Genomic DNA, 21846 nt, shown 5'->3' with positions numbered 1-21846 from the left:
GGATCGGGGTGGAGCTGGTCTTGGTAGTTGATCACCACCACGGCGTTTTGATCGTGGTTATAGGGCTTGAGGAGCAGCACGCTGACTACTTCGTGTCTGTTTTCTCGAACCTACCAAAACTCAGGCGGCAAAGGGTTTCTCTACAGCCTCAACGCTCGGCTATGCGGCGTGCTGGAGCGCAGCGTATGCACGTTCGGCAGAAACCACTTGTTAAGGCATTATACGCTCCCTGAGCGCCTGAAGTGATTGCGTGCCTGTTCGACTCTTTTCTCTCGTTTGGTCTAAAATTGTTCGCTAACTCAGGCCGGATTGAAAGCTTTCGAGGCACAGTTTTTCAAACAACCTGATATCGTCATCAACTAGATAGCCCCACTCAATATCGTGATATTCCAATAACTCAGGAGCAGCCGAACACCAGCTGAAACCTAATTCTCCGTCTGGGCCTTGAAGAATAGAGCTCATCGCTCACCCCCCACTTGGCCAGAAGAAAGCCCATACGCTCAGCTGTTTTTTTGGCTCAATTTCAAGTATTTCTGCCGTAACGACATTCTCGGGCACAAATGGGTCTTGATTAACTCGGCTCTCAAGAGCTTCCCTTGACTCACCATGAGCAAGAACAGAACCTCCAAGACTAGGTTCAAGTTAAACGCCCGCATCAATTACCTGTTGTGCTTTCTCACGAAGAGGTTAAGCGCGTATTAATCATCTGGGCCTGTGAATGTGATGGTATGAAAGGAATTAGCAGGTACGCGCAGCCTCTAGTCTAATGAACTAAAACGAAACCACGCTACCACTACGGCATACATGGTTTACGTTATAACGCTCCAATGGCGACCGAGTACGCGATGAGGCGTCCCTCCCACAAAAGATGACTAGCGTAGCAACCAGGAAAGCACTAGCAGCAGTAACAGAATCCCCGCCACGCCCTGCCAGAAACGCCGCGGCTCTTGGCGGTTCTCTTCCCGATTGGGCAGCCTCCCAAGCGGCACCCTAAGCGCATGCAAAAACTCGGACATACGCCTAAACCGCAGCGCCCTTTGTGGATCCAAGGCGCGGCGTAGCGCGTCGTCTAGTTCCTGGGAGATCTCAGGGTTGGTGGTACGCGCGCTGCGATAGGTCAGCTCTTCAAGGTCGGTATGGCTGCGCAGCCTGTTGGGTGTCAGTGTATAAGGTAATGCACCGGTCAAAAGCCAGTAAGTAGTGGAGGCTAGCGAGTACTGATCACTACGCCGTCCGATGCTGTCGCCCAAGGCATACTCTGGTGCGGTGTGTTCATTAAAGCCAATCTGCCTGAGCAACTCACCTGAATGACGATGCCCTTCGCCGTCACGCATATGGCAGGCACTAAAATCGGTGAGCACGAGCTTGCCGTGTGGGTCGATCAAAATATTATCAGGATTGATCTGCTGATGAATAATATCCCGATGATGCAGCGCCTGTACCGCTTTACCCAGCTGATTGGCAATATCCAGGCGCTGGGTCAGGCTGGCTTGCGGATGGCGCTCTCCCCACTGGCGCAGCGTCTCGCCTTCAATATGCTGCATCAGGTAATAGAGGTAGCGTCGCGGCCGAGACGGTTCCATCACCTTAACCACAAAGGGCGAGTTAACACGTTCGACCACCCACTGCTGGAGCAAAAAGTGCTCAAGATAGGCATTGCGCAACGAAAGCTCTGGGCTGGGCGCTTTCATGACCATTTCCCGCTCGCTATGCACATCACGGACGCGATATACCCGCGACTGCGCCGTTCGCGATAGCACGGCGAGCACCTCCAGGCCGTCAAGACGTTCCCCCGCAGACAACTCAGGGGGGATGGGAAGGTCGCCATAGAGCTGCCCCGGATGCTCGGTCACCTCTTCAGGCAATTCATCAATACGTACCAACTGGAAACAGAACTGATCACCGCCATAGCCGCGCTCCTGGGCGCGCTGCTTCGCTTCATCGGCTAGCCGCTCGCAGGCGGCATCCAAATCACTGGCATCCTGGCGAATCAAGCGCACATAGTCAGAAGGCAACAGCGTGCCGCGCACGCCCTGGGTAGTAAACAGAAACAGATCGCCCTGTTTAAGCGCAATGTGGGTGTAATCGATATCGACACTGCCATCCAGACCCAGCGCCCGGGAAGGGTAACGATAGCCGCCTAAATCAGTGACATGGTCACGGCTTAGCTGTTCAAACTCCGCACCTCGTAAGCGAAAGACCAGCGTATCCCCCATGTGGAACAGGTGGGCTTCACGGCCACGAAACACCATCGCCGACATGGATGAAACAAAGCTGCCCTCTTTCACATGCTGGCTTTGGCTGTAGCACCAGCTGTTGAGCGCGCGTAATACACGCGTAGCAGAGGTTTTGACATCCCAGTGGTCGGGAGTTGAAAAGTAGTCGGCCAGAAAGCCGCGTACACTTAAATCACCGGCCTGCTTGGCCATGGTATTGCGCGAAATGGAGTCGCTAATCACAGCACAGCCGCCTTTGGCGCGAAGCAGCGGCGCTTCAGGAAAGCGAACCGACATTGAACTGCGGTGTAGGCGCCGATCGGGCGCGACAAACGCTTGACCATAACTGATGAGCAACTGGGCGTGCGACAAGTCATCCTCCTAGGCTGCCGACTCGTTCGAGGGACATCACTGTCAACCAACACTATTGATAAACTCTGGCTATGATACACGCAGCGGAACAGAAACGATCCCCGCCAAACGTCTCTATCGTATTCGGCCCATTTTAAGGGCTAATAAATGATCACTAGCGGCCAACCTATGTCGCATTGGTAATCGGCCAGTCATGTTCGTATAATTCTTCGCCATCAACGACTCTGAAACGATTGCCTAACCACTGCACGACTCTAGCCACAGCACTACCAAGGAATCAACGATGAACTTCGATAATATCCCTGCTGGAAAGGATCTCCCCAACGACGTTTACGTGGTGATCGAAATTCCAGCCAACCACGACCCGATCAAATATGAAATTGATAAGGACATGGGCGCGCTACTCGTTGACCGCTTTATGGCCACGCCCATGTTCTACCCCGCCAACTACGGCTTTATCCCGCATACCCTCGCCGACGATGGCGATGCGCTGGACGCCCTGGTGGTGACTCCGCACCCCGTTCAACCTGGCAGCATTATTCGCGCGCGTCCGGTAGGCATCCTGAACATGACCGACGAAGCTGGTGAAGATGCCAAGTTGATCTGCGTGCCCCATGCAAAGCTAAGCTCCCTTTACGACGATGTTCACGAAGTTACCGACCTGCCTGAGCTACTGCGCCAGCAAATTGCTCACTTCTTCGAGAACTACAAAGATCTCGAGAAAGGAAAATGGGTAAAAGTCGAGTCGTGGGAAGGCGCTGACGCAGCTCGCAAGGCGATTGAGAAGTCCGTTACCGCCTATCAAAAAGCGTAACAATCTCCTTGCGGTGTATCTTTCCGCCGCCAAAGGAATAAGAGACCGCCTTCGGGCGGTCTTTTTATATGCGTAGGATTAAGGCACTGTTAGGGGCCGCGTCACGTCACCGCAGCGTATACGCCAGGGACTAAAGGTTGCGGTATGCTATTCGCCTTTCATTGCGATGCCATTGATTAAGGACGCACCGTGTTATCTCTTAAACGCCTGAGCCTGTTTACATTATTGACTTTCTTTCTTGGCTTGCTATCGCTAAGTGCAAACGCCCAATGGTTTTCATCGTCTAGCAACCAAGACGAATTTTTACCGGTGATGGAAGCCTTTCAGCCGACCGCTTGGCATGATGGCGATACGCTCTATATCGGCATGGATATCGCAGATGAATACTATCTATATCGCCACCAGTTTGCGGTAGTCAGCCAAACGGAGAATGCCAGCCTCGGCGACCCCATCATCCCCGAAGGCATCTTTACCAACGATGAGTTTATGGGCGATGTGTATGTGTTCCGCGACCAGGTAGTGCTTGAAGTACCGCTGGAAGCCCCCTTCTCTGGCCCGCTCAATATTGCATTGACCTTTCAAGGATGCGCCGATGCGGGGCTCTGCTACCCGCCAGAGCAAACAACCCTAGAGGCCAGCGAAACCCAACCCCCCAGCCAGTTTGCCGATTGGCAAACCGATAGTAAGGCAGTCAGTTCCTCAACTGCTAATTCTTCACAACAGAATGATTTCACCGCCCCCCAAAGCGAAGATAGCCGCTTCAGCGCTTTGATCAGCGATGCCAGCCTACCGTTAGCGCTGGGGCTGTTTTTTATTGCCGGCCTGGGGCTTACCTTTACCCCCTGCGTGCTGCCGATGATTCCAATTTTGTCATCGATCGTGGTCGGCCAGAACCCCACACGGCCCCGCGCCTTTGCCCTTTCGTTAAGCTATGTACTCGGTATGGCGCTGACCTACGCCCTGGTCGGGGTGTTAATGGGACTGTTTGGCGCCGGGCTTAATCTCCAGGCGCACCTGCAGTCAGCACCGGTATTGATCACCTTTGCGGTGCTCTTCACGCTCTTTGCCCTGGCCATGTTTGGGGCATTTAACCTTAATATGACGCCTCGTTTTGCCAACCGCGTTGACGCTTGGCAGGCACGCGCTCAGCGCAGTGGCCCAGCCGGCTTAGCGCTAGCTGGCGCGCTCTCGGTACTGGTCGTATCGCCCTGTGTAACGGCGCCTTTGGCCGGCGCGCTGGTGTTTATCTCTTCCACAGGGGATGCCGCCATGGGCGGCTCGGTGCTGTTTGCGCTGGGCATGGGCATGGGCGTGCCGCTTCTGTTGGTCGGAACCTTTGGCACCACGCTGCTGCCCCGTTCTGGCGCCTGGATGAACGGCGTAAAAATTGCCTTTGGCCTACTGCTGCTGGGTGTAGCCATTTGGATGATCGAGCGCTTAGTGGCCGCGCCTATTGCGCTGCTGCTATGGGCAGCCCTTGCTATCGGTACGGCGCTAGCGCTTGGGGCACTGAGTTTCAATCAACCGCAGGGGTGGCCGCGGGCACGCCAAACGCTGGGGCTTCTGCTGCTAGCTTGGGGGATAGTTTTGGTGATTGGCGCCGCTCAGGGGGGCAGCAACCCCCTGCGCCCCCTTGCCGCAACCTCCAGCATTTCCGGCGAACCACAAACAGAAGCACTCGACTTCATCAAGGTAAACAGCTTAAACGAGCTTGAAGCGACTATCGCCCAAGCTGAAGGCGCCAATCAGCCCGCCTTTGTCCACTTTACCGCCGACTGGTGCATTTCGTGCAAGCTGTTAGAGCGGGATGTGTACCCTGACCCGCAGGTCTCCGCGGCGCTTCGCGATTACACATTGATTGCCGCCGACGTCACCCACACTGATTCCCAAAGCCGTGAATTGCTGAATCAATTTAACCTCTTCGGCCCACCCAGCCTGCTCTTTTTCAGCCAGGGTGAGGAGATTCGCGATGCACGCATTCAAGGCGAAGTGACCGCCAACCAGTTGCGTGAACATCTGGAATTAGTCAGCCAGTGGCTAGCGAATAGCTAACGCAAGCCCTACGCTAGCGACTCATTGGAGTACTTAAGTCGCTTTTTGGCGCGAACATCGTCAAACAGTTGTTTAATTCTTCACTATAGGGTGGTTTGGGCGTTGGCTTAGCCTGTTGCTGGACATCCTGGCACTTTTTCGGCAAACTCCGCTCCCATATTAGCTAAAAACTTGCTTTTTTAACGGTGAGAACGGGGTAACGTTCGCTAACATGCAGCGTTCTCTTCATTTTTAAAATTGGTTTACTGCGCAACGTACGCGCCATAAAGAGCTCCCTGTACCTATGCTGGAGCGCTTTGTGACTACCTTTTAAGACATTGATAGGGCTATGCCATGGATATCCGCAAAGTTAAGAAACTGATTGAGCTACTCGAAGAATCCAATATTAGCGAGATTGAAATTCAGGAAGGCGAAGAGTCAGTACGCATTAGCCGCCATCCTAACGGTGCTTCGTGGCAGCCGCAGCCGATGCCGCAATATGCGCAGCATCCTGGCTATGCACCAGCTGCCCCCGCAGCGGGCGCTCCGGCCTCAGCACCGGCTACTGAAGCAGAGCCTCAGGGTGCAAGCTACCGTGGCGAGGCAGTCAACTCCCCCATGGTAGGCACCTTCTACCGCAGCCCTGCACCAGGCGCCAAGTCGTTTGTAGAAGTCGGCGATAGCGTCAAGCAAGGTGACACTGTATGCATCATTGAAGCCATGAAAATGATGAACCAGATTGAAGCTGACCGCGACGGTGTAGTGGAAGCCATCCTGGTGGAAGATGGCGAGCCAGTTGAATTCGATCAACCCATGATCGTTATCGCTTAATCTTTCATTTTCAACACGGGTGGACTCTCCCATGCTGGACAAGGTACTTATCGCCAACCGCGGCGAGATTGCCCTCCGTATCCTGCGGGCCTGTAAAGAACTGGGCATCAAAACCGTAGCGGTACACTCCAAAGCTGATCGTGAACTGATGCACGTTCGCCTGGCGGATGAAGCCGTGTGTATTGGCCCGGCTTCGTCAGCGCAATCCTATTTAAACATACCGGCCCTGATCAGCGCAGCCGAAGTCACCGACTCGACCGCTATTCACCCTGGCTACGGTTTTTTGTCTGAAAACGCCAACTTCGCTGAACAGGTTGAGCGCTCAGGCTTTACCTTTATTGGCCCCCGCGCCGAGACGATTCGCCTGATGGGCGACAAAGTCAGCGCCATCCAGTCGATGAAGGAAGCGGGCGTTCCCACGGTGCCAGGCTCAGATGGCCCCTTGGGTGATGACGACGCAACTAATCTCGCCACCGCGCGCCGCATTGGCTACCCGGTGATCATTAAAGCGGCCTCAGGCGGCGGTGGTCGTGGTATGCGCGTGGTGCACACCGAAGGCCATCTGCTTTCGGCGATTACCGTTACCCGCACTGAAGCCCACGCCGCCTTCGGTGACGGCACGGTCTACATGGAAAAATTCCTTGAGAAGCCGCGCCACGTCGAAGTACAAGTACTAGCCGACGGCCAGGGTAATGCGATCCATCTTTATGACCGCGACTGCTCGCTTCAACGGCGTCACCAGAAAGTACTCGAAGAAGCCCCGGCGCCAGGCCTAGACCCTGAGGCCCGAGCCCAGGTGCTTGAAGCGTGCCGCCAGGCGTGTATCAAGATCAACTACCGCGGTGCAGGCACCTTTGAGTTCTTGTACGAAGACGGTGAATACTTCTTCATCGAGATGAACACCCGTGTTCAGGTTGAGCACCCGGTCACCGAAATGGTCACCGGTGTGGATATCGTCAAAGAGCAGCTGCGTATTGCCTCGGGCTTGCCGCTGTCAATTCGTCAGGAAGATGTGCAGCTCAATGGACACTCTTTTGAGTGCCGCATTAACGCCGAAGACTCGCGCACCTTTATGCCTTCACCCGGTAAGGTAACGCTGTTTCACGCTCCCGGTGGTTTGGGCGTTCGTATGGACTCTCACCTCTATACCGGCTACACCGTACCGCCGCACTATGACTCTCTAATCGGCAAGCTGATCACCTGGGGCGCGGATCGCGAAATAGCCCTGACGCGGATGCGGAATGCCCTCGACGAGCTGCTGGTGGAAGGCATTAAAACCAATATCGACCTGCAAAAGGATTTGGTTCGCGACAGCTACTTCCGCCAAGGCGGTGTCAATATCCACTATCTGGAAAAGAAACTCGGCAGCTAATCCAGCAGCCAAGCGCTTTCCGGCGCACAGTGTGATACCCAACGGGGTGGCCATGTCCACCCCGTCCTTGTCTTTACTGTATGTGTGCTTACTGTATATGTCTTTAATTCGCCCTGCGGAGAACCTTCATGCCCTGGCTTCAACTCAAAGCCCACGTCGCCCCCGAACAGGCAGAGCTCCTAGAAGAACTACTGCTTGACGAAGGCGCAACGGCTATTGGCCTTCAGGATGCCCACGATGATCCGGTATTTGAACCCGAGCGCGGCACAACCCCGCTGTGGGAAGATACCATTCTCACCGGCCTGTACGATGACCTTGAGGGCGTCGAGAGCATGCTGGAGCGTATTGAGGCCGCCTGGTCAGAGCAGATGCCTGGTGAACCCTGCCCGACCATCGAGTATGAGCTGCTTGCCGACCGAGACTGGGAACGCGAGTGGATGGATGACTTCACGCCGCTGCGCATGGGTCAACGGCTATGGATTGTACCCAGCTGGCACGAACCTCCCGAGGCCGACGCCGTTAACTTGATACTCGACCCAGGCCTCGCCTTTGGCACCGGGACGCACCCGACCACAGCACTGTGCCTTGAGTGGCTGGATGAGCTGGCCGTAGCCGGTCACTTAGCCGAGCAAACGGTATTAGATGTGGGCTGCGGCTCGGGCATTCTCGCTATCGCCGCGCTCAAGCTGGGCGCCAGCCATGCAGATGCCACCGACATTGACCCCCAGGCGCTGCAGGCTAGCCGCGATAACGCAGAACGTAACGGTATTGCCGAGTCGGGTTTAAACCTCTACTACCCCGAGCAGTTAAGCGATAACGGTGATTACCCTATCGTGACCGCCAATATTTTAGCCGGCCCGCTGGTTGAGCTAGCGCCAATGATTGCCGGGCATGTGGCGCCAGGCGGGCGCATCGCGCTATCGGGGGTTTTGGCAAACCAGGCCGATGACGTTTACGAAGCCTATGCCGCGCAAGGCATTGCTATGGATGAGCCAGTGATTCGCGAAGGCTGGGTACGGCTTAGCGGCGTGCGCCCGCGTTAAAGCGGCAATTGGCCTTCACCCCACCACCGAGTAGGCGTATCATACGCCCCCTTGAAACGCCTACTTGCCACCAGTCCAGCTCTCACGGCTCAAAACCAACGAAGTCCAACGCCATGACGTTAAGCACACTACCTACCAGCATTGGCCCGTTTGCATTACCTAATCGTGTAATGCTTGCGCCCATGGCTGGCGTCACCGACCGCCCTTTCCGCCAGCTATGCCGGCGGCTTGGAGCTGGCTGGGTAGTAGGTGAAATGGTCACTTCAGACCCCAGCTTATGGCATACTCGCAAATCGCAGCTGCGTATGGATCACCGCGGAGAGCCCGGCCCCCGCGTAGTGCAAATCGCCGGAGGCGACGCTGAAATGCTCGCCCAGGCGGCGCGCTTGAATGCCGAACTGGGCGCGCAAATTATTGATATCAATATGGGCTGCCCGGCCAAAAAAGTGTGTAACAAAGCAGCAGGGTCGGCACTACTTCGCGATGAAGCCTTGGTGGCCGAGATTCTCGATGCGGTGGTGGCAGCGGTGGATATACCCGTGACGCTGAAAATCCGCACGGGCTGGTGCGCCGAATCCAATAATGCCCTGCGCATTGCCCGGCTCGCTGAGTCAACAGGCATTAAAGCACTCGCAGTACATGGCCGACATCGCCAGCAGCGCTATACTGGACAGGCAGAGTACGACACAATTGCCGAGATCAAATCTCATCTATCGATCCCGGTGATTGCCAACGGCGACATAACAAGTCCGGAAAAAGCCGCCGAAGTACTCGCCTATACCGGCGCTGATGCAGTGATGGTCGGCCGTGGAGCTCAGGGCAACCCGTGGATCTTTCAACAGATCAACCACTACCTCCAACATGGAGAGCGGATGGCGCTACCAAGCCTTACCGAGCGCCACCAAGTGCTTCACGGGCACTTACAAGCATTACATGAGTTTTATGGCACCACCATGGGTGTGCGTATCGCGCGCAAACATGTCGGCTGGTACCTCAGTGATGACCAACGCTTTACGCCGCAACAACAGCGCGCGCTTAAGCAGCAGTTCAATGCGTTAGCGTCACCTGAAACGCAATTTGATTGGATCAACGACGCGATGGCCCCCGGCGCCGCCACGCGTTTGCTAGCCAAAGGAAGCTATGCTGCATGACCGAACGCGATCTTCTATCTAGCGACAGCTATTCCAGCGACGCCTATTCCAGCGAGGGCTACTCCCATTTAGCGGGCACGCTAGCGGATCCTGCGGCTAACTCACCGCCCCAGCCACTTCGGGAGGCGGTTGAAACGGCTATGCGCCGCTACTTTGAGCATCTAGACGGCAGTCAGGCGACCGATCTTTACGCTATGGTGATGGCCGAAGTAGAGGCGCCTTTACTGGCCTGTGTCCTGGAGCACACCGACGGCAACCAGACCCGGGCCGCAGACGTGCTAGGGCTAAACCGTGGCACCCTGCGCAAGAAACTCAAGCTATACGGACTTATCGAAGGTGACGCCCCATAACCCTGGGGCGTTGTTGTTTTTAATTATCGACTCTGCACACGAGCACTCTAATGGCTGATACCCCTCCCATGGCTGATAATCCTTCCCTGACTGACAGCAACGCTACCCCCGTCCGCCGCGCTCTTCTGAGCGTTTCTGATAAAACCGGCATTGTAGAGTTTGCCCGCGGCCTCACTGAGCGCGGCGTTGAACTCCTCTCCACTGGTGGCACCTTCCGTCTACTGCAAGAAAATGCTATTGCCGTGAAAGAAGTGTCTGAGCACACAGGCTTCCCCGAAATCATGGATGGCCGCGTTAAAACGCTGCACCCGAAAATTCACGGCGGCATTTTGGCCCGTCGCGGCCAGGATGATGCGGTCATGGCTGAAAATGACATCACACCGATCGACATGGTGGTGGTCAATCTCTACCCCTTTGCCGCCACGGTAGCCAAGCCCGATTGCACACTTGAAGATGCTATCGAGAATATCGATATCGGCGGCCCCACCATGGTTCGCGCCTGCGCTAAAAACCATGCTTACACCACTATCGTCGTCAATAGCAGTGACTACGCGCGGGTGTTGGGCGAGCTGGCTGCCCAAGATGGCCAAGTCAGTAGCGCCACACGCTTTGATTTAGCGGTTAAGGCCTTTGAGCACACCGCCGGCTACGACGGTGCCATTGCTGACTACCTAGGCCGTAAGGTCAATGCCGCTGATGAAGCGTTCCCACGCACCTTTAACCTGCAGCTCGATAAAAAGCAGGATATGCGTTACGGCGAAAACCCGCACCAAAAGGCAGCTTTCTACGTTGACCCCCAGGCAAGCGAACCCAGCGTTGCCACGGCAAAAATGCTTCAGGGCAAACCCCTCTCGTATAACAACGTCGCCGATACTGACGCTGCATTTGAGTGCGTAAAAGCCTTTAGTGAGACGGCCTGCGTCATTGTTAAGCACGCCAACCCCTGCGGCGTCGCCATTGGCGCCACCGCCTTAGCCGCTTACGACAAAGCCTTTGCCACCGACCCTACTAGCGCGTTTGGCGGCATTATCGCTTTCAATACGCCATTGGACGCCGAAACCGCCCAGGCGATTGTTGACCGCCAGTTTGTTGAGGTGATTATTGCCCCAGGTGTCAGCGACGAAGCGGCCGCCATTGTGGCAAATAAGCAAAACGTACGTTTGCTGGACGTCAGCGCTCACTGGCCCGGTGAGCAGCAGCCTGCGCTGGATTTTAAGCGCGTCAACGGCGGTTTGCTGGTACAAGAGCGCGACGACGGCATGGTCACCCGCGACGAATTGACCGTGGTCAGCCAGCGCGCGCCCAGCGAGCAGGAACTACGCGATCTTGCCTTTGCCTGGCGAGTAGCCAAATTCGTCAAATCCAACGCCATTGTGTATGCCAAAGAGGGCCAAACGGTGGGCGTTGGCGCAGGTCAAATGAGCCGTGTTTATTCGGCTAAAATTGCAGGTATTAAGGCCGCAGATGAAGGCCTTTCGGTTCCCGGCTCGGTGATGGCGTCTGATGCCTTCTTCCCCTTCCGTGACGGCATCGATGCTGCCGCAGCAGCAGGTATTACCGCGGTTATTCAGCCAGGCGGCTCTATGCGCGACCAAGAAGTGATCGACGCCGCTAACGAAGCAGGCATTGCCATGGTCTTTACCGGCATGCGTCACTTCCGCCACTAAGCCTCTAAAGAACCAGCATTAGCAACAAAAAGCCCCTTAGACGCTCTTTTGACGGAGCATGCCTAAGGGGCTTTCTTGCTTTCACCAACAAATATTAATGGATCACTGGTCAGCAACTCCTATCGAGCTTTTCAGCCAAGATCAATACACAAATACTTGGTTTCCAAATACTCTTCCAGGCCCTGATGCCCTCCCTCGCGGCCCAGACCAGAGGCTTTTACCCCGCCGAAAGGCGCAGCAGCGTTGGAAATGGCGCCAGTATTAATCCCCACCATACCGTACTCCAGCGCTTCGGAAACACGCCATACTCGGGCAAGGTCACGGGAGTAGAAATAAGATGCCAAGCCATACTGGGTATCATTGGCCATCTCAATAGCTGTCTCTTCATCGTCAAACGGGAAGACAGCGGCCAATGGGCCAAAGGTCTCTTCGTGAGCCACTTTCATCTTGTCAGTGGCAAAGCTGATCAGCGTCGGCGTGAAGAAATTGCCGCCCAGCGGATGCGGATGCCCACCTAACAGCAGCTCAGCGCCATTATCGATGGCGTCCTGTACATGCTCGCTGACTTTTTTAACGGCGTTATCATCGATTAACGGGCCGATATTGATGTTGGGTTTGGTGCCATCACCCACATGCAGCTCGCTGTTCATGGCGACCGCCAACTTTTCACAAAAGGCGTTAATCACACTGGACTGCACCAGGAAGCGATTAGTGCAGATACAGGTTTGCCCGGCGTTACGGAATTTAGCGGCCATGGCGCCTTCCACGGCGGCGTCTAAATCGGCATCTTCAAACACGATAAAGGGCGCATTGCCGCCCAGCTCTAGCGAGATTTTCTGGATATGCTCCGCCGCCTGGGCCATCAGCTTGCGCCCTACTTCGGTGGAACCGGTGAAAGTAATCTTGCGCACTTTGGGCGATTGGGTCATCGCTTGGGCAATATCACTAGCGCTACCTGGCACCACGTTAAAGACTCCACGTGGAATGCCTGCCCTTTCAGCCAACAGCGCTAAGGCCGTTGCGGAAAAGGGTGTTTGGCTAGCGGGTTTCACCACTATCGTACAGCCAGCGGCCAGTGCCGCCCCGGCTTTACGGGTAATCATCGCCGCCGGGAAATTCCAGGGCGTAATCGCCCCCACTACACCAACAGGTTGCTTGGTGACGACGATGCGTTGATTGGCGTTCGCCGCTGGAATCGTTTCGCCATATACGCGCCGCGCCTCTTCGGCAAACCAACGTAAAAAACTGGCCGCATAAGCAATTTCACCCGCGGCTTCCTTTAGTGGTTTGCCCTGCTCATAGGTCATCAGCATGGCCAAATCCTGCTGATGCTCCAACATCAAGTCGTGCCACTTCAGCAGCAAGTCAGCACGCTCTTGGGCAGTCAGCGCTCGCCAGGCCGGTAGCGCAGCATCCGCGGCATCAATGGCCCGCTCGGTCTCGGCTTTACCCAAGCGAGGAATATCGCCAATCGCTTCGCCGGTGGCTGGATTCAATACCGTAATCTGCTCGCCGCTATCTGCCGCGACCCAACTGCCGTCAATATAGGCAAAGGGGCAATATAGCTGTGTTTCTTTTAGCGCTTCCATGACAGGCTCCTGACCAAAAATGATGGCCTCGTAGGCTCATTAACGTCTTCATGCTAAGACGAAACACCCCTTTAAACCAAATTTGCAGCGTGCTGTACCGACCAGTGACCAGCTATAAATTAGCTAATGAGCATTAAAAACTCTTGCCGAGTCGCTTGATTCTTGCGGAATCCACCCAGCATCACCGACGATGTCATGCTGGAGTTCTGTTTCTCTACACCACGCATCATCATACACAGGTGTCGCGCTTCAATTACCACGGCAACGCCCTTTGCATCAGTAACGTCCTGCACGGCCTCTGCGATCTCGCGGGTTAGGTTCTCTTGAATCTGCATACGACGGGCAAACATGTCGACGATGCGCGCAAACTTAGACAGTCCTAACACTTTGCCATTGGGTAAATAGGCAATATGGCATTTACCGATAAATGGCAGAAGATGATGCTCACACATTGAGTAGAGCTCAATGTCTTTCACCAGCACCATCTCATCTGTTTGCGACTCAAACACCGCACCATTAATAATATCGTCCAATGACTGAGTGTAGCCCGCATTGAGAAACTGCATTGCTTTGGCTGCACGCTTAGGCGTATCTCGTAGCCCTTCACGATTGGGGTCTTCACCAAGTGCGGAGATTATCTGGCGGTAGTGCTCGGCAATATCATCGGACATATCTAGCCTCATCAATAGCTATCTCAAAAACTATGCGCAATTGCGTCCAGGCGCTAACCAAGGTCTTCACCTTTTTTTACGCGTGAAAAAGTAACATCATTATTAGGATGGCGTTACCTAGCGTCACCCACCACTAGCATTGTACAAAAAGTATACCCAAAAAAAGTTCTGCACAACTGATATTAGGCAACGAGTGTATTTTACCGCATATAGGTTGCCTGTGACTTATCTACCTGCGTCAGAGCGCCGCGTCGCTAACTTTGCAACCTAGCCCGGATGTTGCATCGGGTTGGTCAGCAGCACCCAAATGCCAGGTTTGGTGGCGATGATGCCGCCCAGAGCTGGAAGTTGGCTATATATTGATCAATTTCCTGAGCTCAAGGCGCATTTCCCCCTACCCCCATGTGTTTTCTGTGCCGGGGACAGCACGCCGCGGCGCTATCCCGGCACCAGCTTGCTGGCCAGCTTCAGGAAGAGGTCCTGCTCCGGGTACTGGCTGCTCAACATCAGCCGAATCGTGCGCGTGTTGCGGGTGATGACAGCGCCGATCTTCAGCAGCTTCAGGCGGAGGGTGTTGACCTGGGCCTGGGCGAAGGCGGTGCGCTTGAGGTAGACCCGGCGCAGCCGCTCCAGCAGCAGGTAGGCCAACCCCGACAGCAGCAGTCGGTACTGGTTGGGCCACCATTCGTGGCAGCTGGTGCGGTCGGAGAACAGGAACTGCTGCTCCTTGATACGGTTCTCCATCTCGCCCCGAGCACAGTAGCGGTGGTCATAGAGCCACTCGGCGCTGCAGCCGCGCAGGCTGGTGACCACATAGCGGGTGTTGAAGCCACGCCGGCTGGTCTCGGACTTGACGATGACCTTTCGTCGACGCTCCTTCCAGCTCTTGGCAGCGTACTCGATGAAGCCGAAGACACGCTCCTTCTCCCAGGTCTTCTCGAAGCGGATGGCCGACGCGTAGTCGATGTTCAGAGCCAGCTTGGCCAAGCGCTTGTTGCCGGCGAGGCCGATGATGTAATCGACGCCGTGGCGGTCACACCAGTTGAGGATCAGTGGACGGCAGAAGCCGCTGTCGCCTCGGAAGACGATCTTCACCTCAGGCCACGCCTGGCGCAGCCGCCGGACCAACAGGGCGAGGATGGCACCGGCGTGGTGAGCGGCATCCAGCGAGGCCGGACGCAGATAGCTGACCAGCAGCTGGTCGCCACAGAATACGAACAGCGGCAGGAAGATGTAGTGGTTGTAGTAGCCGTTGAAGTGCCGCCCGAGCTGCTGGCCATGCACCCGATCGTCGGTGGCATCGAAGTCGAGGTAGAGCGGTTTCTTGGGTGGCCGCCGGAACGAGCGGATGAACTGCTCGATCATCTCTTCGTGGATGGTGATCGCCCAGTCCCGGTCGGCTTGCTGCTCGAAGCGGCACAAGGTGGACTGACTGGCCAGCACGCCATCGGTATCGACGGCGGTCTGCAGGGCGATATCGTGACGCAGGGCCTGGTGGTCATTGAGATCCTCATAGCCCAGCGCCAGGCCGAACACGCGCTGCCGGACCAGGGTTTCGGTGCGATGCAGGCAGCGCTGAGCGTCGCGCTCGTCGCTGAGCCGGCGAGCGACGGCGCGGGTCAGGCCCATCTCGCGATCGAGCTGCCGCAGCAGCAGGATACCGCCGTCGGAAGTGAGATCACCGCCATCGAAACGGGCGATGACCTGACGGCCTTTGCAGCGTGGAAAGGAAGCGGACGGCGTGGTACATTTTGTCATGGCGGCTGAGGCGGTTGGTTCTTGTGTAGGAGCTTGAATTATAACCGATTTTCAGCCGCCTTTTTCATGTCTTATGCAATATCCAGGCTAGGGGCCTGTGATATGATTGAGGGGTATATTTTACTGCCTTTATTGCAGGCGCCAACATTGAGAGCTCGCCATGTTATTTAAGCCAACGTCTTTTTGGTTAACCGCCCTTGCGGCCCCCTTTTTTGCTACTCCGCTATTGGCTACTGCTGCAGAAGCCACGCTTTCATTACCCAATGAAGCCACCGTCGGCGTAGAAGTCGTTGAAGAGCTCGCATTTGAGTCAAACCAAGCGCGCCTCAACGATATTTTACTTCACCCCACCCCAGTAACCGACGCCTCGCACTCCTTACCCGAGTACTGCGTCATCGTAGGCAGTGCTCAAATGGTTGATGGGCGCATTCGCGTCACCACCCAAGAGGCGACCTGCATTGAAACACACGATGCAGACAGCGACATTTTTACTGGCGAATTTAGTGCCAGTGCTTATGGCGAAGAGGGTCAATACGGCATCGCTTGCGAGGGCAACCCTTGTACGCTCTCTCCTGGCCAAGCGTTCCTTCTTACGCTGGATCAACCCGTTGAAATTGAAGAGCTGGAAAACCCTTCTGCAGAGCTTAACGAACAGCGTCGCCAAGCAGACGGAGAAGGTATCGCCAATCCTGTGCCTCGCGAAGAAGCCGTGCCTGATTGACCTTGCTCTACTATCGCCTAACTAGCCAGTGGTGTGCTGAAAACCCATTACGCCAACCAGAGTGGGTTCTCTAACTGAAGGCACTGCTGCTCTAATTGGCGGATATGCTGATCCCAATAGCCGCTATCCGCCAGCCAGGGAAACGCCCGAGGAAAAGCAGGATCATCCCAACGTGATACCAGCCACGCTGAGTGCCTGATCAGCCGATAACTTCTCAGTGGCTCGATAAGCGCCATCTGCTCGGCAGGAAATGGACACGTCTCTTCATACCCTTCGGTGATTTCACTTAACTGCGATCGCCATTCCTCGGGGTCATCGGTAGGCAATAGCATCCAGATATCCTGCATGGCGGGCGCCATGGTGCAGTCGTCAAAATCGACCAGGGTAAACTTCTCGTCCCGCCCCAGCACATTACCCAAGTGGCAGTCGCCATGACAGCGAATCATGCTGCTGGCGGGCACATCATGTTTTAGGAGCTGCTTATGGATCTTTTCGATCACACGGTCATAGGCCCGGCGCTGATGATGGCTCATCCAATTGCTGGCCAACACGCGCTGCTGAGCATCAAGAATACCGCTCGCCATTTCTAAACGCGGGCGATGCTGAAAGGTTTTTTTAGCTGATACTTGGTGCAACCGCCCCAGCAGCTCACCCATGGCAAATAGGTGCGATGGGTTATCAAGCTCCGGCGCCTGGCCGGGGCAGTGGGGAAACAGCGTAAACCGAAAGGCCTTAAAGTAGTGTAAAGACGCCCCCGCCTTATCACGCCAAGGGGCAACGACCGGCACCTGTTGGTCTACCAACTCCTGCAGAAAATCGTGTTCCTCCTGAATCGCACTATCTGACCAGCGATCAGGCCGATAAAACTTAACGATCCAGTTTTTTCCGTCGTCGTCGCGAAATAGCAGCACTCGATTTTCATAGCTATTTAGCGCAAATGGCTCGCCCGCAGGCCAAATATCCAGCGATTCAACTGCAGACATCACTAAATCAGGCGAAAGAGAGCTAAACGGGTGTGACATAGGCCACTCCTGGGTTGGCGAAAGCGCTATTGAGTATGCGAAAGGGTATTCTATCAATCCTTACCTAACGGTGTCCGCGCGGCCGCCCAAATATCAACACGTTTGGCACCTGCCTCCAGCGCGGCACGCGCCAATGCGTCGCCCGTAGAGCCAGTGGTGACCACATCATCGATTATTAACAAATGCGCCGGGGGCGGTGATTCAAAGACAAAGGCACCTGCCAGATTGGCAACCCGTTGGCGGCGATTCAACGTGCGCTGGGAAGGGGCATCCTTTACTCGCTTGGCAGCCACCATGGGCACCCCAAGCTGGCGGCTGAGCTGTTCCGCCAGCCAGTGCGAGTGGTTGAACCCTCGCGTGCGGGCATGTGTAGCGGTCATCGGCACTGACAACAGTGCATCACCCTGGATCATCGGCGGGGTTAGTAGCATTAATTCAGCTAGCAACGTACCCGCCCGCGGTGAAGCATGAAATTTAAAATCATGCACCAAGTGTTTAATCGCCCCTTGATACAGTAGTCCCGCCTGGGTGGTCGAGAATGTCGGAGGGTCAACTAAGCAGTGCCCACACAAGCTCGCACCATGAGCAACTGGGTCACCGCATTGGCGGCAGGCATGCAGGTTCCACGGCAGCTCGCACAAACAGGTTGCGCACCACCCTTGGCCAGCGGATGCCGGTGACAAGCAAAATGCGCAGTAGCCTGGCATGGCCTGCTTTATCCAATCACCTCCCCACTGTAGCCATCCCTTTAATGTCATGCCGTCTCCTGACTGATGTATAGATTAATATCAAATCATTGATTGACTTCTATCACAAAGTTGATAATATACGCCTCGTCTTAGCGGATGTGGTGGAATTGGTAGACACGCTAGATTTAGGTTCTAGTGCCGTAAGGTGTGGGAGTTCGAGTCTCCCCATCCGCACCAATTTGAATGCTTTAGATTGCTCAATATGGTCTAAAGCCAAGCAGGCCAAGCATTTTAGCTCCCCTTCTTTGGTCTGCTTTCCCCTGGTTTACCCCCTTTAGTGTTAGTTTTTATGTATGCCCTCTTGTATGCTTAACTTCAGGCATACAACAAGCGACACAGCATGAAGCGCACTCAGATTAAGCGACGGCCGCTAGCCGATACCGTACTCGCATCACTTGAACCCGAAGAAAAAGCCTACCGTGAATTAGACGGTCTGGGCCTTTACTTGCGCGTAAAACCTAATGGCTCAAAGTCATGGGAACTGCGCTATAAACGACCTAACGGTAAGTGGTCATGGAAAGGTCTGGGCGGCTTCCCTTCCGTCTCCGGAAAAGCTGCGCGGCGGGCTGCTGAAGATCTGCGGCGCCAGCTATCAGACGGCGTTGATATTGCCAACCTGGATGAGCAAGGCGAACTACCCACTTTCCGCGCCTCTGCCGAACACTGGTACCAACGCAAGCTGGATATGGGCCGGTCGCCAGGCACCACTGACCAAATGCGGCGTTATCTGGATGGCGACATACTTCCCCGAATTGGTGATAAAGCGCTAACAGGAATCACTCGGGCAGACTGCACGGCTATTCAGCGTGGACTAGAGGCGCGCGAAGCTCACAACGTAGCCGAGAAAGTGCGGTCTTGGGTTAATCAGATATTCAGCGAGGCTATCGCTGAAGGGCTGTGTGAACTGAACCCAGCCAGCGAGCTACGTCACATTGCAGCCAAAGCGCCTGAAACCGTTCACTACCCTCACCTTTTTGAACCTGAACTGCCCGATTTTCTCAAAGCCTTAAAGCTGTCAAAAAGTCGGCATCAAACCCGCGCGGCTGTCTGGATGGTGCTACGCACAGCATCACGCCCTGGCATGATTCGATTTGCTGAGTGGAGCGAGTTCTCTTTCGAGGATGGGTTATGGATTATCGCCGCTGAAAAAATGAAGATGCGCAGAGATCATGTAGTTCCACTATCAGACCAAACCCTGGCAGATCTCAAAGAAGTGCGACTTCAAACGGGTCGCCAGCGGCTAGTCTTTCCCGGGCAGGGTTCCAAGAATCCCGAGCTAAGCGAGAACACTATCAATCAAGCGCTATGCAAAATTGGGTACAAGGGAAAGCTGGTAGGTCACGGAACGCGGCATACGGCATCTACCCTGCTACGCGAACACGGATGGAAAAAAGATCTGGTAGAGGCGCAATTGGCCCACAAAGAAGAGGGAGTTTCGGGGGTGTATAACCAAGCGCAATACATCGAGAAACGGCGTGCCATGATGCAGTGGTACGCCGATTATCTGGACTCCCTGGAAGAAGGGATGACAGAGGAAAGGGCTGAGCAGTTTAAATCGCAGGTTGAGAGGTGATAGCGCAAGGGATTATGAGTGCAAAGCAGTATCACTTAGGGTCGCGCCTGCAATGCGGTCTCCCGCCTAGATCGTCAGTCTCCTACCTTCCCATGCTTACATTCTTTATATTGGTTGCAGTGAGTCAGCAACCAAACGGCAACCAACATATACGAGGAACGGCGAATGGCAACTGGTATGAGCGCGTGGATTATTCCTATATTTACTGCTGGTATTGGAGCCGTTGCGGGGAATTTTTTTGCTATCGGTAGAGACGCTAGAAACCACTTCCGCAGTAATGCAGATATTCCGCGCAAGCAAATCAGCCGAGCCATTACCCAGGGCCGCTATGCAAAGGCATTAGATGGGAATGTGCTGGATGAGGTTCGCGGGTTAATGTCTTCGTCAAAGCAAAAGCGATTAATCAAGCTTGAGAATGAATTCAATACTGCTCGAGCGCCATTGGTTAAGTGCGATGAATTTAACCAACCCATCCCCCACACTCCTGAAGATGAAGTAAAAGTGAAAAAGATTTTACTCAGAATTCAGCTTTTACTTAAAACGCCCTCTTGGTGGAAATTAGGAAACTAGCACGGCGGATTTTGAATCCGCGCAGCTACACTTTTAAGGCCGCGCTTGCACAAGGCTTTATAGAGAAAACAGCAGCTTACCGATTTACTATATTTACATACAGCACATTGGTCGCGCTGATTCTGCGACCAAACTGCGACCACTCCCCTATTCTCACAGCTTGCAGGCACTGGCCACCTGGCTTATTGTCATGGCTCAATAACTGTATAAACAAACAGTAAAGGTGATCCATGAGCAGCTATGACTTGTTATGCCAGCGAGTGCAGAAAACCATCAATAGCCCCAAGGCACAGACTGAGAAATGCGCCGAACTCCAGCGCCAGCCCGACGACAATACCGACGACTGGGCGCGTATGCTGAGCGACCTGGGCACGGTCGAGAATGTTGATTTGATACCGCTCGATGACAGCGCCGAGCATGTTCGTATTCGCTGGAACCCCGAAGCAGCGATGTAATGAGCTACGCAGCTACCCAGTGGCGAAAGCGGCTTGAGCGTAAAGGCTGGATCAGCCTTAGGCGCAAAGCGCCTGCCCTGGGCGTGATTGAGTATCATGTCATTTATCGCGGGCACTTATATAGCGGACGCTGCAATGCCTCGTCACTTAACGGCGAGGATATGCTTGTTGCTGGGACTACTGAATATCTGCTGAGAAGGACGGATCTGATAACGGAAGGCGTGTGGCGGCGGGCTAAAAATAAAACGGGGGAAATGGGCAGGGTATGCCGTCCCTGGCAATACTGAGTCCCTTCTGCACCAACTGCACATCCCTGTCGTGACGCATCCGACGTGCTATAAGCGGCGTTCCTGGCGTCACGCGCTCACAATAGCAGTGTTTCCACGTCCATTATGTAAGAGATCACTGACAGTTTTTGTAAGAGATCTCTTACATTTCAAAAACACTCACTTCAAACTGAAGCCCATTATCCAGAATCGTTTCCTCAGGCAGTGTGTCATAGCGATAATTCAACCGTTCTTGGTAGGTTCCAATAACATTATCACAGTAAGTGGTATCATTCTTAATTACTACACCATCGCAATAGTCAAACGTAAGCGTCAGATCCATGCTGTCATCAGCATAATCTGGCTTAACCTTTAATAATACGAAGCTTCTCGGGTTATCTATTTCTGCAACATCAGTAGTAAAAGCTCTCAACACAGAGTCTTCACCATGCTCACTATATTGCATTAGTGGTTGCGATAAAAAAACGTTAGAATTTTCAACACTTTTAAGGTTAAAGGCATATCGATCCCTAAGATTATCTTGGCTAGCAGGGCCGGCACAACCCGTCAAAAAAACGACACTAAAGACAATAGCAAAACGTAACATTAAGATTCCTCTGTTGGT

20 protein-coding genes, 1 tRNA gene and 1 pseudogene are annotated in these 21846 nt (G+C 54.5%); 14 read left to right on the top strand and 8 right to left on the bottom strand.

Translation table 11 applies throughout. The features are described from left to right. Nucleotides 1–297 precede the first annotated feature (297 nt). A pseudogene (locus tag SR894_RS08965) lies at nt 298–462 on the bottom strand (DNA-3-methyladenine glycosylase I); the annotation flags it as partial. A 410-nt stretch (nt 463–872) separates the two neighbouring features. Beyond that, nucleotides 873–2588, bottom strand: coding sequence for a bifunctional protein-serine/threonine kinase/phosphatase (locus SR894_RS08960; RefSeq protein WP_133730663.1), 1716 nt, complete (start codon nt 2586–2588; stop codon nt 873–875). Nucleotides 2589–2871: 283 nt separating this feature from the next. On the opposite strand from SR894_RS08960, the gene ppa reads away from it, so the two are divergent. The 8 genes from ppa to purH all read left to right on the top strand — a co-directional run bounded on the left by ppa (nt 2872) and on the right by purH (nt 11847). After that, a complete protein-coding gene (gene ppa / locus SR894_RS08955; protein ID WP_022523655.1) occupies nt 2872–3402 on the top strand; it encodes an inorganic diphosphatase in 531 nt (176 codons plus the stop codon). 189 nt (nt 3403–3591) lie between these two features. Continuing rightward, a complete protein-coding gene (dsbD, locus tag SR894_RS08950; RefSeq protein WP_133730662.1) occupies nt 3592–5454 on the top strand; it encodes a protein-disulfide reductase DsbD in 1863 nt (620 codons plus the stop codon). 333 nt (nt 5455–5787) lie between these two features. Next, a complete protein-coding gene (gene accB, locus SR894_RS08945) occupies nt 5788–6264 on the top strand; it encodes an acetyl-CoA carboxylase biotin carboxyl carrier protein (protein ID WP_133730661.1) in 477 nt (158 codons plus the stop codon). A gap of 31 nt (nt 6265–6295) precedes the next feature. After that, nucleotides 6296–7636, top strand: coding sequence for an acetyl-CoA carboxylase biotin carboxylase subunit (gene accC, locus SR894_RS08940; protein WP_133730660.1), 1341 nt, complete (start codon nt 6296–6298; stop codon nt 7634–7636). 128 nt (nt 7637–7764) lie between these two features. Then, nucleotides 7765–8679: a 50S ribosomal protein L11 methyltransferase gene (gene prmA, locus SR894_RS08935; RefSeq protein WP_133730659.1), complete on the top strand. Its 915-nt coding sequence runs from the start codon at nt 7765–7767 to the stop codon at nt 8677–8679. 113 nt (nt 8680–8792) lie between these two features. Beyond that, a complete protein-coding gene (gene dusB / locus SR894_RS08930; protein WP_133730658.1) occupies nt 8793–9830 on the top strand; it encodes a tRNA dihydrouridine synthase DusB in 1038 nt (345 codons plus the stop codon). Then, complete coding sequence (gene fis / locus SR894_RS08925; protein ID WP_133730657.1) at nt 9827–10180, top strand: DNA-binding transcriptional regulator Fis; 354 nt, start codon at nt 9827–9829, stop codon at nt 10178–10180. Before dusB ends, fis begins: the two co-directional genes overlap by 4 nt. A gap of 50 nt (nt 10181–10230) precedes the next feature. After that, nucleotides 10231–11847: a bifunctional phosphoribosylaminoimidazolecarboxamide formyltransferase/IMP cyclohydrolase gene (gene purH / locus SR894_RS08920; RefSeq protein WP_208862643.1), complete on the top strand. Its 1617-nt coding sequence runs from the start codon at nt 10231–10233 to the stop codon at nt 11845–11847. Between the two features lie 131 nt (nt 11848–11978). Here purH and SR894_RS08915 read toward each other — a convergent pair whose 3' ends face one another. From SR894_RS08915 to SR894_RS08905, 3 genes are all read right to left on the bottom strand, one after another. Next, nucleotides 11979–13436 carry an NAD-dependent succinate-semialdehyde dehydrogenase gene (locus SR894_RS08915; RefSeq protein ID WP_133730656.1) on the bottom strand — a complete coding sequence of 486 codons (1458 nt, stop codon included), beginning with the start codon at nt 13434–13436 and terminating at the stop codon, nt 11979–11981. A gap of 119 nt (nt 13437–13555) precedes the next feature. Next, nucleotides 13556–14107 (bottom strand): GTP cyclohydrolase I FolE, encoded by a 552-nt coding sequence (gene folE / locus SR894_RS08910; RefSeq protein ID WP_133730655.1) that lies wholly within the window; start codon nt 14105–14107, stop codon nt 13556–13558. Nucleotides 14108–14545: 438 nt separating this feature from the next. After that, the gene (locus SR894_RS08905; protein WP_031218338.1) at nt 14546–15865 is read right to left on the bottom strand and encodes an IS1380 family transposase; all 1320 of its coding nucleotides are present in this window, start codon (nt 15863–15865) and stop codon (nt 14546–14548) included. A 160-nt stretch (nt 15866–16025) separates the two neighbouring features. Between SR894_RS08905 and SR894_RS08900 the strand changes: the two genes are divergently transcribed. Further along, entirely contained in the window at nt 16026–16586 is a 561-nt protein-coding gene (locus SR894_RS08900) for a hypothetical protein (protein WP_133730654.1), read from the top strand. Nucleotides 16587–16633: 47 nt separating this feature from the next. Here the strand turns inward: SR894_RS08900 and SR894_RS08895 are convergent, their stop codons facing one another. Both SR894_RS08895 and SR894_RS08890 read right to left on the bottom strand, forming a co-directional pair. Continuing rightward, a complete protein-coding gene (locus SR894_RS08895; RefSeq protein ID WP_133730653.1) occupies nt 16634–17608 on the bottom strand; it encodes a serine/threonine protein kinase in 975 nt (324 codons plus the stop codon). Nucleotides 17609–17661: 53 nt separating this feature from the next. After that, the gene (locus SR894_RS08890; RefSeq protein ID WP_223288780.1) at nt 17662–18366 is read right to left on the bottom strand and encodes a ComF family protein; all 705 of its coding nucleotides are present in this window, start codon (nt 18364–18366) and stop codon (nt 17662–17664) included. 83 nt (nt 18367–18449) lie between these two features. Here SR894_RS08890 and SR894_RS08885 point away from each other — a divergent pair. The 5 genes from SR894_RS08885 to SR894_RS08865 all read left to right on the top strand — a co-directional run bounded on the left by SR894_RS08885 (nt 18450) and on the right by SR894_RS08865 (nt 21242). Continuing rightward, a tRNA-Leu gene (locus SR894_RS08885) sits at nt 18450–18534 on the top strand. A gap of 163 nt (nt 18535–18697) precedes the next feature. Then, nucleotides 18698–19930 carry a tyrosine-type recombinase/integrase gene (locus tag SR894_RS08880; RefSeq protein WP_223288781.1) on the top strand — a complete coding sequence of 411 codons (1233 nt, stop codon included), beginning with the start codon at nt 18698–18700 and terminating at the stop codon, nt 19928–19930. Between the two features lie 165 nt (nt 19931–20095). Continuing rightward, nucleotides 20096–20500: a hypothetical protein gene (locus SR894_RS08875; protein WP_223288782.1), complete on the top strand. Its 405-nt coding sequence runs from the start codon at nt 20096–20098 to the stop codon at nt 20498–20500. Nucleotides 20501–20730: 230 nt separating this feature from the next. Then, entirely contained in the window at nt 20731–20955 is a 225-nt protein-coding gene (locus SR894_RS08870; RefSeq protein WP_223288783.1) for a DUF1654 domain-containing protein, read from the top strand. Next, the gene (locus tag SR894_RS08865) at nt 20955–21242 is read left to right on the top strand and encodes a hypothetical protein (RefSeq protein ID WP_223288784.1); all 288 of its coding nucleotides are present in this window, start codon (nt 20955–20957) and stop codon (nt 21240–21242) included. Before SR894_RS08870 ends, SR894_RS08865 begins: the two co-directional genes overlap by 1 nt. Before the next feature lie 142 nt (nt 21243–21384). Here the strand turns inward: SR894_RS08865 and SR894_RS08860 are convergent, their stop codons facing one another. Next, nucleotides 21385–21828, bottom strand: a complete 444-nt coding sequence (locus SR894_RS08860) for a hypothetical protein (protein ID WP_223288785.1) — start codon at nt 21826–21828, stop codon at nt 21385–21387. Nucleotides 21829–21846: the final 18 nt, after the last annotated feature.

This window comes from Vreelandella neptunia (assembly GCF_034479615.1).
Classification (GTDB): domain Bacteria; phylum Pseudomonadota; class Gammaproteobacteria; order Pseudomonadales; family Halomonadaceae; genus Vreelandella; species Vreelandella neptunia.
Note: the sequence above shows the minus strand (reverse complement) of the source record. Positions and strands in the feature narration are given on the sequence as shown.

Bases quoted from the DNA above. Each gene is read 5' to 3' on its own strand.
- ppa (WP_022523655.1), top strand. From the start codon at position 2,872: ATGAACTTCGATAATATCCCTGCTGGAAAGGATCTCCCCAACGACGTT.
- SR894_RS08860 (WP_223288785.1), bottom strand. From the start codon at position 21,828: ATGTTACGTTTTGCTATTGTCTTTAGTGTCGTTTTTTTGACGGGTTGT.
- SR894_RS08875 (WP_223288782.1), top strand. From the start codon at position 20,096: ATGGCAACTGGTATGAGCGCGTGGATTATTCCTATATTTACTGCTGGT.
- dusB (WP_133730658.1), top strand. From the start codon at position 8,793: ATGACGTTAAGCACACTACCTACCAGCATTGGCCCGTTTGCATTACCT.
- folE (WP_133730655.1), bottom strand. From the start codon at position 14,107: ATGTCCGATGATATTGCCGAGCACTACCGCCAGATAATCTCCGCACTT.
- prmA (WP_133730659.1), top strand. From the start codon at position 7,765: ATGCCCTGGCTTCAACTCAAAGCCCACGTCGCCCCCGAACAGGCAGAG.
- SR894_RS08900 (WP_133730654.1), top strand. From the start codon at position 16,026: ATGTTATTTAAGCCAACGTCTTTTTGGTTAACCGCCCTTGCGGCCCCC.
- accC (WP_133730660.1), top strand. From the start codon at position 6,296: ATGCTGGACAAGGTACTTATCGCCAACCGCGGCGAGATTGCCCTCCGT.
- accB (WP_133730661.1), top strand. From the start codon at position 5,788: ATGGATATCCGCAAAGTTAAGAAACTGATTGAGCTACTCGAAGAATCC.
- SR894_RS08905 (WP_031218338.1), bottom strand. From the start codon at position 15,865: ATGACAAAATGTACCACGCCGTCCGCTTCCTTTCCACGCTGCAAAGGC.
- SR894_RS08865 (WP_223288784.1), top strand. From the start codon at position 20,955: ATGAGCTACGCAGCTACCCAGTGGCGAAAGCGGCTTGAGCGTAAAGGC.
- SR894_RS08870 (WP_223288783.1), top strand. From the start codon at position 20,731: ATGAGCAGCTATGACTTGTTATGCCAGCGAGTGCAGAAAACCATCAAT.
- SR894_RS08895 (WP_133730653.1), bottom strand. From the start codon at position 17,608: ATGTCACACCCGTTTAGCTCTCTTTCGCCTGATTTAGTGATGTCTGCA.
- purH (WP_208862643.1), top strand. From the start codon at position 10,231: ATGGCTGATACCCCTCCCATGGCTGATAATCCTTCCCTGACTGACAGC.
- fis (WP_133730657.1), top strand. From the start codon at position 9,827: ATGACCGAACGCGATCTTCTATCTAGCGACAGCTATTCCAGCGACGCC.
- SR894_RS08890 (WP_223288780.1), bottom strand. From the start codon at position 18,366: ATGACATTAAAGGGATGGCTACAGTGGGGAGGTGATTGGATAAAGCAG.
- SR894_RS08915 (WP_133730656.1), bottom strand. From the start codon at position 13,436: ATGGAAGCGCTAAAAGAAACACAGCTATATTGCCCCTTTGCCTATATT.
- SR894_RS08880 (WP_223288781.1), top strand. From the start codon at position 18,698: ATGAAGCGCACTCAGATTAAGCGACGGCCGCTAGCCGATACCGTACTC.